The sequence below is a fragment of the Chitinophagaceae bacterium genome (genome assembly GCA_016699815.1).
GTDB lineage: Bacteria > Bacteroidota > Bacteroidia > Chitinophagales > Chitinophagaceae > Ferruginibacter.
In genome coordinates, this window is the sequence record CP065012.1 from 2,893,306 (window position 1) to 2,905,419 (window position 12,114).

At 38.1% G+C, this 12,114-nt stretch carries 10 protein-coding genes, 1 tRNA gene and 1 riboswitch; of the genes, 8 read left to right on the forward strand and 3 right to left on the reverse strand.

Features of this window, described 5'->3' with window-relative positions; genetic code table 11:
- Nucleotides 1-30: 30 nt before the first annotated feature.
- Nucleotides 31-123, reverse strand: a riboswitch (TPP riboswitch).
- A gap of 87 nt (nucleotides 124-210) precedes the next feature.
- Nucleotides 211-930 (forward strand): DUF2807 domain-containing protein, encoded by a 720-nt coding sequence (locus tag IPO46_12845; protein ID QQS62943.1) that lies wholly within the window; start codon nucleotides 211-213, stop codon nucleotides 928-930.
- 17 nt (nucleotides 931-947) lie between these two features.
- A complete protein-coding gene (locus IPO46_12850; protein QQS62944.1) occupies nucleotides 948-1,670 on the forward strand; it encodes a DUF2807 domain-containing protein in 723 nt (240 codons plus the stop codon).
- A gap of 66 nt (nucleotides 1,671-1,736) precedes the next feature.
- On the opposite strand, the gene IPO46_12855 is transcribed toward IPO46_12850, so the two are convergent.
- Nucleotides 1,737-1,808 (reverse strand) — tRNA-Met (locus tag IPO46_12855).
- A 216-nt stretch (nucleotides 1,809-2,024) separates the two neighbouring features.
- On the opposite strand from IPO46_12855, the gene IPO46_12860 reads away from it, so the two are divergent.
- The 3 genes from IPO46_12860 (at nucleotide 2,025) to der (ending at nucleotide 4,771) form a co-directional block, all read left to right on the forward strand.
- On the forward strand, nucleotides 2,025-2,456 hold the full coding sequence (locus IPO46_12860) for a hypothetical protein (GenBank protein ID QQS62945.1): 432 nt from the start codon (nucleotides 2,025-2,027) through the stop codon (nucleotides 2,454-2,456).
- Nucleotides 2,457-2,510: 54 nt separating this feature from the next.
- The gene (gene era / locus IPO46_12865) at nucleotides 2,511-3,380 is read left to right on the forward strand and encodes a GTPase Era (protein ID QQS62946.1); all 870 of its coding nucleotides are present in this window, start codon (nucleotides 2,511-2,513) and stop codon (nucleotides 3,378-3,380) included.
- Nucleotides 3,381-3,448: 68 nt separating this feature from the next.
- A complete protein-coding gene (der, locus tag IPO46_12870) occupies nucleotides 3,449-4,771 on the forward strand; it encodes a ribosome biogenesis GTPase Der (GenBank protein ID QQS62947.1) in 1,323 nt (440 codons plus the stop codon).
- Nucleotides 4,772-4,788: 17 nt separating this feature from the next.
- Here der and IPO46_12875 read toward each other — a convergent pair whose 3' ends face one another.
- Nucleotides 4,789-6,750, reverse strand: coding sequence for a S8 family peptidase (locus IPO46_12875; protein QQS62948.1), 1,962 nt, complete (start codon nucleotides 6,748-6,750; stop codon nucleotides 4,789-4,791).
- A 99-nt stretch (nucleotides 6,751-6,849) separates the two neighbouring features.
- Nucleotides 6,850-7,545 carry a DUF1003 domain-containing protein gene (locus tag IPO46_12880; GenBank protein QQS62949.1) on the reverse strand — a complete coding sequence of 232 codons (696 nt, stop codon included), beginning with the start codon at nucleotides 7,543-7,545 and terminating at the stop codon, nucleotides 6,850-6,852.
- Nucleotides 7,546-7,638: 93 nt separating this feature from the next.
- On the opposite strand from IPO46_12880, the gene IPO46_12885 reads away from it, so the two are divergent.
- From IPO46_12885 to IPO46_12895, 3 genes are all read left to right on the forward strand, one after another.
- Nucleotides 7,639-8,361, forward strand: a complete 723-nt coding sequence (locus IPO46_12885) for a TIGR00730 family Rossman fold protein (protein ID QQS62950.1) — start codon at nucleotides 7,639-7,641, stop codon at nucleotides 8,359-8,361.
- Between the two features lie 98 nt (nucleotides 8,362-8,459).
- Complete coding sequence (locus tag IPO46_12890) at nucleotides 8,460-9,866, forward strand: FAD binding domain-containing protein (GenBank protein QQS62951.1); 1,407 nt, start codon at nucleotides 8,460-8,462, stop codon at nucleotides 9,864-9,866.
- A complete protein-coding gene (locus IPO46_12895; protein QQS62952.1) occupies nucleotides 9,863-12,109 on the forward strand; it encodes a molybdopterin-dependent oxidoreductase in 2,247 nt (748 codons plus the stop codon). The genes IPO46_12890 and IPO46_12895 overlap by 4 nt, the downstream gene beginning before the upstream one ends.
- Nucleotides 12,110-12,114: the final 5 nt, after the last annotated feature.

A 12,114-nucleotide genomic window follows, 5' to 3' on the forward strand; every position in this document is an offset into this window, starting at 1 on the left:
AAGCGCACTGAAAAACCGTGGAGTAGGCTGAAAATAATAAAACATGCTCCCTTCGCAGGCATTATCCTGTTCAGGTTTACGGGTATATTCTCAGCCTCAAAAGAAGCACCCCGGCGGTTCAGTAATTTTTAAAAAAGTAAAATTATATAATTTTATTAAGGAAAGCTGTAACTATTTTTTCTCATTTTCGTATCATATTAAAGTATAGCCATGAAAAAATTATTTTTTGCCATTTTTCTGTTATTTTCTATCAGCAGTTTTGCACAAAACGAGGTAATTCTGCATGATGCCGGTGCAAGGCAGGTGCCACTAAACGGCCCGTTTAATGCTGTTTCTGTAGCTACTGGTATTGAATTAATACTGGTGCAAAGCAATGATAATAAGCTGGCAATAAGCGTAACGGATGAAAAATACCTCAAACACCTGGTTACTAAAGTGGAAAACGGGGAACTTAAAATTTATTACGATTATAAAAACCTGGATGGCATTTTTGGCAAAAACAACAGGGTAAAAGCCTATGTTTCAGTTGCCTCCTTAAAAAGGTTGAAGGGATCAAGCGGTGCCAGGATTTTTATGGTGAACGTATTTAATGAAGAAAGCCTGTTTATTGATTTATCCAGCGGCGCTAAAATGGAAGCCAAGTTAAAAGTAAGTAATTTAGCTATTGATGTGAGCAGCGGAGCCAAGCTGGAAATTAATGGTAAATCCGGAATGGCGGATTTAAGCGCCTCCAGCGGAGCAAAAATTGATGGCAGCGATTTAACAGTAAATGATTGCAAAGCAAAAGCAAGTAGTGGCGGCAAAATTTCAATTGCTGTAGAAAAATCACTTGATGGTAAAGCAAGCAGTGGCGGTAAAATTGAATACAATGGTGGCGCCACACAAATAAATGCCGAAACCAGCAGCGGTGGTAAAGTTGAAAAAAGCTAATCCATAATAACTAAAGCATGAACAAATTATATTGTTTTTCTATCTTATTTCTACTGAGTTTAAGTGCATTTGGCCAAAAACAGTTTGTAGTAGATGCAAATGCTTCAATGCGGCAAGTTGATGGAAGTTTTTCAAAAATTAAAATTTCAGGTCCTTTAAAAGTGTATTTAAGTCAGGCAAATGATGAATCAATTGCCATTAGTGCAAGTGAAGAAAAATTTAAGATAATAATTAAAACTATTGTGAAAAACAACACATTGCATATTTATTTAGAAGGAGATAATAAGCTATGGCGTAAAAATATAAACCCTAAAGTATATGTATCTTTTAAGCAGTTGACCAATCTTGAAATTTCCGGAGCATCATCGGTAATGAATGTGGGGAGCATAAAAGGCAATGAATTATCAGTAGATATTTCCGGTGCCTGTAAATTGGCTGCTAATATTGATGTGCAGGAGTTGCACTTTGAAATTTCCGGGGCCAGCAATGCAATAATTTCGGGCAGTACCAATAAATTACTTCTCGATTGCAGCGGCGCAAGTGATTTCTCTTCTTTTGATTTGCAGGCAAATAATGCTCAAATTGATGTTTCGGGCGCATCCGATGTTGATATAAGTGTGTCCCAATCCATCCATGCAAATGCATCCGGCGCAAGCCGGCTTTATTATAAAGGCAACCCATCCGAAACTGAATTTAAAGATAGCGGCGCCAGTAATATTTCAGCTCAAAACAGGAGATAGGATGATTTAGTTAGTTTACAATGTATTTAAATAGAAAAAACCCGGGAAATGCCGGGTTTTATAATGTTGCGAAGACAAGGATCGAACTTGTGACCTTCGGGTTATGAGCCCGACGAGCTACCGCTGCTCTACTTCGCAGTGCAAAGATAGCTGTTTGAACCTCTGCCTCCAAATAATGTTATTTAAATAAATGAAAATGAAGAACATTTAGAAAAAAATTTTCGAAACAGCATAACCATTTTTTTTAGGAATAAGTAATTGTGAGTATGTTAATAAATATCTTTAATGTTTAATGTAATAGTATTGAAAATTTGTGTTTTCTTTGGGTATTAATTAACTACAAAACAATAAGTAATGAAAAAATTAATTCTTGCTCTTTTTGCCGGTATGTTTTTACTTGCAGGCACAAGTTGTAAAAAGGATGATAAAAATTGCGATGTAACGGTAGCCAATATTTCCGGTACTTACAAAATTCTTAAGGTAATGTACAAGCTGAATGCTGGAACACCGGAAACAGATTATACCAGTACTATATTTGAAAGTTGCCATTTAGATGATTTGCATGTTTTAAATGCCAACGGTACTTATTCATATCAGCTTGCAGGTGTAGACTGCGCTCCTCCGGAAACCCCATATTCCGACACCTGGTCACTTTCAGGTAGCACTATAACAATAGAAGGTGAATCTGCTACAATTTCATCTTTTGATTGCAGTACATTAAATATTGTATTTGCCGACTATAATGTGGCAGGTGATAAAGCAACCTTTACGCTTAAAAAACAGTAATAGCTGGTTATAAATAACTAATTTTGCCCCGCTTTAAACAAGCGGGGCATTTTTATGAAAGCAGGATTTGTAAATATTTTTGGTAAACCCAATGCAGGCAAAAGTACTTTGCTCAATGCGCTTATTGGCGAAAAAATGGCCATTGTATCGCATAAGGTACAAACCACACGCCACCGTATTAAAGCCATTTTAAACGAAAAAGGATATCAAATTATTTTTTCGGATACACCGGGTATTATTGACCCCAGGTATAAGCTACACGAAAAAATGATGCATGCGGTAAAAAGCAGCCTTGAAGATGCCGATATAGCTTTGCTTATAGCCGATGCTACCGAAGATGTAATGGAAAGCCACGAAATATTTTCACAACTCAGGCTCAAAGTGCCTGCATTTGTAGTGCTCAACAAAACAGATGCTTTAAAAGATGCCTCTGAACTAAACGAAAAGGAAGCTTTTTTTAAACAACAGGCATACTGTAAAGAAATCATCAATATTTCTGCACTAAAGAAAAAGGGCATAAAAGAATTGCTGGATAAAATTCTGGCTTACCTGCCCGAAGCCGAACCGTTTTATGAAGGCGATGATTTAAGCGATTTACCTACAAAATTTTTTGTGGGAGAATTAATAAGAGAAAAAATATTTGCACTATACGACCAGGAAATACCCTATCATGCAACTGTGCTGGTGCAGGAGTTTAAAGAAAAATCAACTTTAATAAAAATTATTGCCGATATTATAGTACAAAGAGAAACACAAAAAGGCATTATTCTCGGCCAGGGCGGCGCCATGATAAAAAAGTTGGGTACTTTGGCCAGGAAAGACATAGAAGAATTTTTGGGCCAAAAGGTTTTTCTGGAACTGTATGTAAAAGTACGTCCAAAATGGCGTGACAGTGATATTTTCTTAAAAGAATACGGATACTAAGTTTATTAAAAATTAAAGTTAGGAACTAAAATTTTCAACTTTCAATTTTCAACTTTCAATAAAATAAAATGAGTTTTACAGTAGCCATAACCGGAAGGCCAAATGTGGGAAAGAGTACCTTATTTAACCGTTTGCTGGAGCAGCGCAAAGCCATTATTGACGATGTAAGCGGCGTAACCCGGGACAGGCAGTATGGCGTAGCCGATTGGAATGGCAAAAAATTTAACGTAATAGATACCGGCGGTTTTGTAAGTGGTAGCAATGATGTTTTTGAAAAAGAAATACGCAAGCAGGTGCTTATTGCCATTGAAGAAGCCAATGCCATTATTTTTATGGTAGATACTACAACCGGCATTACCAACCTCGATGAAAGCATGGCCGATTTATTGCGCAAAAGCAATAAACCCGTTTTTCTTGTTGTTAATAAAGTAGATAACCATAGCCGCTTACTTGAGGCAAGCGAATTTTACAGCCTGGGTTTTGACCATATCTTTTTTCTTTCTTCCATTACCGGCAGTGGCACCGGTGAGTTGCTCGATGCTATAACCGCTTTAATTGAAAATAAAAGTGAGGATGATGAACTAAAAGACCCAGAGGAAACAGCATTGCCCAAATTTGCCATCATTGGCCAGCCCAATGTAGGCAAATCATCTTTGCTCAATGCACTAATAGGGCAGGAGCGCAGCATAGTAAGCACTATTGCAGGCACCACAAGAGATACAATTCATACGCATTACAATTTGTTCAACAAGGAGTTTATTTTAATTGACACTGCAGGTATACGTAAAAAAGCAAAAGTGCACGAAGACCTGGAATTTTACTCCGTAATCCGTGCCATTAAAGCCATGGATGAAGCAGATGTGTGTTTACTGGTTTTAGATGCGGAGAAAGGCATTACGGCACAGGACCTGGCCATTTTTTCTTTGGCTGTAAAAAAGGGAAAAGGAATAGTTGTGCTGGTAAATAAATGGGATAAAATGGAAAAAGAAACCAACACAGCCAAAGAGTATGAGAAAATATTAAAGCAAAAATTAGCGCCTTTTACCGATGTGCCGGTTTTGTTTATTTCGGCCACAGAAAAGCAACGTATTTTTAAAAGCATTGAAGCCGGCCTGCAGGTTTTTGAAAACAGGGAACGCAAAATTCCGGGAGCACAATTAAATGAAGTAATGCTAAAAGCCATTGAAGGTTACCATCCACCGGTGGTAAGAGGCAATGCCATTAAAATAAAATATGTGAGCCAGTTGCCTACGCATACACCCAGCTTTGCCTTTTTTTGTAATTATCCCGATGATATTAAAACGCCTTACCGTAATTACCTGGAAAATAAAATAAGGGAAAAATTTAATTTTAACGGTGTGCCGATCCGCATCTTTTTCAGGAAAAAATAAGTTGAGCCACCCTTTAATTAATACAAAATCTTTTTAGAAAGTATTTTTTTATCGTTTTTAAATACGCTAACAAAATAAATTCCCCTGCTCAGCCTGTTGAAGGGTATGTTGTATTCCATAAATGTATTGGCTGCCTGGGATACGGTTTGGGTATAAACATTTTGGCCGGCGCTGTTGTGCAATACAAATTGGAGCTTTGCCGCATTTAACTGCGTTACTTTAATACTTAAATCCGTTGCTACAGGATTGGGGCCCACAACAATACTGTTGCCGTTAATATTGCATGGAGGAATAGTTACCGCAACAGAATCTAAATAAAAACTGGTGTCGGCATCTACCGCCAGTTTAAATCTGTACCAAACAATACCTTCGGCCTGTCCCTGCAAATTATCGTTGATAGCAATAGTTTTTAATGAAAAATTCCCGGCTTGGGGCAGGCTGTCTATTGTGGTATAAACCGTTTCGTTATTTAGCCTTCTTTGTGCAACAATAGAAATATAGTTGCAGGTTTTTACCTTTAACTCAATTGAGGTTCCGCAATTAGTTACCATTGCGTTTTGGGTATAAAGTTTCTTAATTAGGAGTGCAAATGCTTTTTTTACATCGGGTATACCGTAGCCAACCCTGTCATCTGCTGTAGTATATTTAGATGCAGATTTTTGCAACGCATCAATTATTGCCATATTGTTTACTTCGGGAAAAGCCTGCCATAAGCATGTGGAAACACCTGCCATATTGGGGCAGGCAAATGAAGTGCCATTACCAAACTGCGGTGCACCATTACTGGTATTGGCAACAACAGCCATCCATCCAACGGCAGCAACACCGGGTTTTATTTGCCCATCGCTGCTTGGGCCATAGCTGCTAAAGCTTGCGGCATCACCGTTTGCATTTACAGCGCCCACAGCAAGTACACTGTCTGCATCCGAAGGAGTAATAAGATAATGCCAGCTGTTCGTGCCTTCGTTACCGGCAGCTACTACACAAAGCATCCCTTTTTTTGCAGCAATATCTGCAGCTTTTGCACTAATGGTTGTATTGCCATCCATATCATTGTATGTGTAGTTTAACGATGCATCATCAAAACTGTAATAACCCAGGGAAGTAGAAGTAACATCTACACCAAGGCTGTCGGCATACTCCGCAGCAGCAGCCCAGTTTTGCTCTTCAATAGGATATTCACTGGCAACATCTTCTGTACGGAACAAATAAAAATTTGCTTTAGGCGCCTGGCCTACAAAACTCCCCGGCATATTGGCTGCAATAGTGCTAAGGCATTGCATTCCGTGGTAGTAATCTTCATTTACGCTGGCTTCATTGGCTACAAAATCCCAGGTACCCAATATTTGGTTGTTTAAACGTATGCTGTCAAAGGTGGGCAAAGTTTGGTAATGAAAAAAACCGGCATCCATCATAGCCAGTTGCATTCCCTGACCGCTAAAGCCCATGTTATGTAAAAAATGATTATTGTGAATGGTAACTTGTGGGCCGCTTAATCCATAATCGTAAATACCGTTTAATGATGAGGTTGGTACATTGTCACCTGTGCTAATTAATTTTCCGGTATTATTTTCTAAGAAAAATTTGTCATTTTCTGTCGGTTCGTTTGCCGTAGAGAAAGAAGCAATTGCAGTAACACTCATTACAAAAGGGTATGCATTAATTTTTGCAAGAGCAACGGCATCGCTGGTTTTAATAGCTACCTGGTTCAGCCATTTGCTGGTATTAATTATGGTTACTGATCCTGCATTGCGAATACTGTCAATATACCTGCCGGTTACAGGCAGGTCAAGGCTGTCAATAGCTATATTGTAACGATTCCGGCGGTCAATTGCCCGTTGGCTCAAATAGGCTATAGGGTTAGCCAAAGTATATTCATTAAATGCTTTATTTTTGAGGCTAACGATGTACCGGGTGAGTTGTGCATTTGCCGGGTTAAAAAAAATGAGCAGTAAAGCAGTTATAACTATTTTAGGCATTGGCTAAGAAGGTAATTTAAAACAAAATTATACTATTACATTAATGTAACAACACATTCAGTTATTGTGTTGGGAAGATTGATTTTTTGGGAGCGCCTGTTATTTCTTCATTTTTTGCATAATGTCGTTCAGCATATCTATTTGAATTTGCTGTATTTCCATAAGTTTTTCCTGTTGAACAACAATTAGATGATCGAGTTTTTCATGAAGTATCCTTATTTCCAGTTCACTTTTTAAATTTACCATATAATCATTTTTTGCTCTTTCCCTGTCTTTTTCTTCCTGCCGGTTTTGGCTCATCATAATTACCGGGGCCTGGAAAGCTGCAAGGCAGGATAAAATAAGGTTAAGTAAAATAAAAGGATAGGGGTCGAAACCTTTACCTAACAGCCAAAAAATATTTATGACCATCCAAATGATAATAAATATAACAAAAAGGATTATAAAATTCCAGCTTCCGCCAAAAACGGCTACTTTATCCGCAAGTTTTTGTCCGGCAGATAAGTGATCCAGGGCTTCCTCTTTAAAACTATCGGAAATTATTTGGTTGTTTTTTAAATGCTCCAGAACTTTATTTTCAACACTTGTGAGCTCTCCTAATTCATTAGTTAAAGAGTTGCGAATATATTGCTCACGGTAGTTTCCTAATTCTGATAGTGATAATAAACTTGCATCATTAAATTCAGGGTGTTCTTTAATGATTTCTTCCATTATACATTTTCTTATAGATTTGCCGGTTACTTTTTCAGTTACCGGGAATTCACTTTTAGAAATATCACTAATGAAATGTTGCATATATTAAATTTAAGTTTACCAGCAGGAGGCAAATTTAATTTCAATTTTTCTATTTCTGATAATCTTCTGAAATAGGCTTCCTATATTTGTTGCATGACAAATGTAAAGCAGGAAATTAAGTTTTTGGATGGCCCGCAAAGCCGCTGGAAAGAATTTACCTTTACCCTACATGTACTATCAGAATTTATTAAAGGCTTCCGGCACCTGCATTTTGCCGGGCCTTGTGTAACTATTTTTGGCTCAGCAAGGTTTAAAGAAGACCATCCTTATTACCAGCAAACCCAAAAACTTGCGGCAGAAGTGGCAAAACTTGGATTTACGGTAATGACCGGCGGCGGCCCGGGAATTATGGAAGCCGCAAACCGAGGTGCAAAAGATGTAGGCGGGAAAAGCGTGGGTTGCAATATTTTGCTGGAGCATGAACAGCAACCTAATAAATATCTCGATAAATGGGTGAACATTAAATTCTTTTTTGTAAGAAAAACTTTGCTTATTAAATATTCCTACGCATTTATTGTGATGCCCGGTGGTTTTGGTACTTTAGATGAATTTTTTGAAGCAATTACCCTGGTCCAAACTAAAAAAATACAATCATTTCCTATTATTGTTTTTGATAAAGATTTTTATAAAGCAATTATTGCCCATTTTGAAAAAATGAAAGGGGTAAAAACCATAGCACCTGCAGATATCAACTTATGCTTTTTTACCAATTCCATTAATGATGCCATAAATTATTTGAAAGAAAAAAGTATAGTAGAATTTAAACTTTCTTATAAAGTTGATAAGAAGAGATGGTGGATGTTTGAAGGCAGGTAAAATATTTGTTGAATGGAATGTATTTTTCTGTTTTATTTTCACTGTCGATACGCTTTTTCAATCTTTTTTTCATTACCTTTAAACGATAACAGTTTCGCTTGCTCAAATTTATATTAAACGATAAGGATATTGCTGCCGATGTGCATCCTGGCACAACTTTGCTTGATTTTATCCGGTACCACCGCAGGCTCATGGGTACCAAAATTGGTTGCAGGGAAGGGGATTGTGGCGCCTGTACCGTTTTAATTGGCGAAATTACCAACAACAGGTTAGAGTATAATACAGTTACCAGTTGCCTTATGCCTTTGGGAAATGTAACAGGCAAGCATGTAGTAACCATTGAAGGAATTAACGTAAATTACTTAACGCCGGTACAGGAAGCCTTTGCCGAAGAAGGTGCATCGCAATGTGGGTTTTGTACACCTGGTTTTATTGTTTCGCTTACCGGTTATTGCCTTAGCGAAAATACTCCTGCTACTGCAAATGCCATTGACAGTATGAATGGAAATATTTGCAGGTGCACAGGGTACAAATCTATTCAACGGGCTGCAGAAAGAATTACCCAACTTTTGCAGCAGCGAAATACCACTGCTTTGTCATTTGCAATTGAAAAGCAAATTATTCCTGAATGGTTTAACGGTATTCAGAAACGGTTAATTAAATTTTTCCTTGAGCCAGGGCAGCAGGTAAATAATACTGCAAAAAAATTGGGTGGTGGTACAGATGTATATGTACAGCAGCATGATGAAATGACAACCCAGGACCTGCAATTTTTATATGATAAAAAAGAATGGAAATTTATTGAAGAAAAAAACGGAATTTGTGCATTTGGCGCCTCGGTAACTGTAGCAGATATAGCCCGGTCAATCGTTTTTCAGCAGCATTTGCCCCGGCTTAATGATTACATAAAGCTGGTATCTTCCACACCTATAAGAAATATGGCAACTATTGCAGGTAATTTTGTGAATGCTTCTCCAATAGGCGATTTTTCTATTTTTTTTCTGGCATTAAATGCACAGCTTACTTTATGCAACGGCGATTTAAAAAGAGAATTGCCCTTGCGGTTGTTTTATAAAGGGTATAAGCAATTGAATAAAGATGAAAAAGAGTATATCGAAAAAATCAGTTTTCAGTTGCCCTCAAAAAAGCAGGTATTTAATTTTGAGAAAGTGAGCAAACGTACGCACCTGGATATTGCAAGTGTAAATTGCGCAATGCTGGTAAGCTCCGAAAATAATATTATTAAAGATGCATCCATTGCTGCCGGTGGTGTTGGCCCCATTCCTCTTTATTTAGTCGCCTCCAGTAATTTTTTAAAAGGGAAAGAAATAAGCCTGGCTCTCATAAAAGAATTATTGCATAAAGTAAATGAAGAAATAAGCCCGATAAGTGATGCCCGGGGAAGCGAAGGTTATAAGCGGCTGCTTTTGGCGCAGTTGATAAAGGCGCATTGCATTAAATTGTTTCCAGCCCTGCCCGAAAATGAAATTTTATTTTTATCATGAGGAATATAGATTCATATACACACACCCGTGGGGAATCTGTTTATTTAGACGATATACCGGAAATTGCCGGTACTTTAAATGCCGCTGTGTACGGTTCGCCGGAAGCACATGGTATTATAAAACAGTTGCATTTAGATGATGCATTGGCGGTAAAAGGAGTAGTGAAGATTTTGACAAATAAAGATATTCCAGGAAAAAATCAAATTGGCGGTATTGTAAAAGACGAACCCTTGCTGGCAGATGGAGTAGTGCATTTTAACGGAATGCCTGTTGCCATTGTAGTTGCCGAAAATGCTAACGCTGCACATGAAGCAGTAAAAAAAATTAAAATAGATATTGAACCGTTACCTGTTGTTACCCTTGCAAGGGTAGCGCAGCAAAATGGCGCATTAATCGTTCCTCCACGTACTTTTAAAATTGGAGATTCACAATCGGCATTTGCTCAATGCAAATATATTTTTGAAGGTATTGCAGAAACCAACGGGCAGGAACACCTTTATATAGAAACCCAGGGCGCTTATGCAATACCTGCCGAAAATGGCGCCATAAAAATTTATTCCAGCACACAAGGACCAACTGCAGTTCAAAAACATTGTGCAGAAGTACTGGATGTGCCCATGCATAAAGTAGAAATTGATACAACAAGGCTTGGTGGCGGCTTTGGTGGCAAAGAAGATCAGGCAACAGCCTGGGCAATTTTTTGCGGATTAGCTGCTTACCTTTTGGGCAAACCGGTGAAATACAGTTTGCATCGTATGGAAGATATGCGGATGACGGGTAAGCGCAACCCTTATACCTCCGATTTTAAAATTGGCCTTGATGAAAATTTGAAGATTATTGCTTACGAAGCACAATTTTATCAAAATGCAGGCGCATCTGCGGATTTATCGCCTGCAGTTTTGGAACGCACTTTGTTTCATTGTACCAATAGTTATTTTATTCCCAATGTAACGGCAACGGCTTATTGCTGTCGCACCAACCTTGTGCCCAATACGGCTTTCAGGGGCTTTGGCGGCCCACAAGGTATGTTTGTAATTGAAGCAGCCATTGCCAAAGCAGCTGAAGAACTGGGAGTTGATGCATCGGAAATACAAAAAAATAATTTACTGCAAACCGGCGATGAATTTTCTTATAGGCAAAAAGCAAATAGTGAAGCGCTTGCCTGCTGGAACGAAGCAGAACAGCTTTACCATTTAAAAAATTTAAGAAAAGAAGTAAAAGAATTCAATGATGCAAATACCTTATTTAAAAAAGGGGTTTCTTTAATGCCCATTTGTTTTGGTATTTCTTTTACAAAAATACACATGAACCAGGCAAGGGCGCTGGTACATGTATATATGGATGGGAGCGTAAACATAAGTACCGGCGCAGTGGAAATGGGGCAGGGCGTAAATACTAAAATGTTGCAGGTTGCGGCAACTGTTTTTTCCATTCATCCCAATAAAATAAAAATAAACAGTACTAATACCTACCGTATAGCAAATACCTCACCATCGGCGGCAAGTGCTACTGCCGATCTCAACGGCATGGCAGTTTTAGAAGCTTGTTCAAAAATTTTAGAGCGTATAAAAAACCAGGCTGCAGTTTTGCTCCATACAAAAGTTGAAAAAATAGCTATCATCAATGAAATGGTATTTGCAGATGGTGTTGCAACAGGCTTTAACTGGGACAAACTGGTTATGGAAAGTTACCTTAACCGTATTAGCCTCAGCGAACATGGGCATTATTCTACACCAACTATACATTTCGATACTGGCATTGAAAAGGGCCATCCATTTGCCTATCATGTATATGGCACTGCAATTACAAAAGTTACAGTTGATTGCCTGCGGGGTATTTACACTATTGATGAAGTAAATGTAGTGCATGATGTGGGTACTACAATGAACCCTATTATTGATAAAGGCCAGCTTGAAGGTGGGCTTGTGCAGGGAATTGGCTGGATGACTATGGAAGAAATCGTTTTTGATGAACAGGGTAAATTGAGGAGCAATGCACTCAGTACTTATAAAGTGCCGGATATATATTCTGTTCCGCAAAAAATGAATTTTGAATTTTTAAAAACTTCAAAAGACAACCTGGCCATATTTCGTTCAAAAGCAGTAGGAGAACCACCTTTGATGTATGGAATAGGGGCTTTTTTTGCCATTCGCAATGCCGTAAAATCTTTTAATCCCAAAAGTTCAATTGGTTTTTTGGCGCCTATTACACCCGAAAAAGTTTTGCTGGGTTTGTATCAATAAATTTA

Excerpts from the sequence above, each read along its gene's own strand:
- IPO46_12850 (QQS62944.1), top strand. The coding sequence starts at position 948 with ATGAACAAATTATATTGTTTTTCTATCTTATTTCTACTGAGTTTAAGT.
- der (QQS62947.1), top strand. The coding sequence starts at position 3,449 with ATGAGTTTTACAGTAGCCATAACCGGAAGGCCAAATGTGGGAAAGAGT.
- IPO46_12860 (QQS62945.1), top strand. The coding sequence starts at position 2,025 with ATGAAAAAATTAATTCTTGCTCTTTTTGCCGGTATGTTTTTACTTGCA.
- IPO46_12845 (QQS62943.1), top strand. The coding sequence starts at position 211 with ATGAAAAAATTATTTTTTGCCATTTTTCTGTTATTTTCTATCAGCAGT.
- IPO46_12875 (QQS62948.1), bottom strand. The coding sequence starts at position 6,750 with ATGCCTAAAATAGTTATAACTGCTTTACTGCTCATTTTTTTTAACCCG.
- IPO46_12880 (QQS62949.1), bottom strand. The coding sequence starts at position 7,545 with ATGCAACATTTCATTAGTGATATTTCTAAAAGTGAATTCCCGGTAACT.
- era (QQS62946.1), top strand. The coding sequence starts at position 2,511 with ATGAAAGCAGGATTTGTAAATATTTTTGGTAAACCCAATGCAGGCAAA.
- IPO46_12895 (QQS62952.1), top strand. The coding sequence starts at position 9,863 with ATGAGGAATATAGATTCATATACACACACCCGTGGGGAATCTGTTTAT.
- IPO46_12885 (QQS62950.1), top strand. The coding sequence starts at position 7,639 with ATGACAAATGTAAAGCAGGAAATTAAGTTTTTGGATGGCCCGCAAAGC.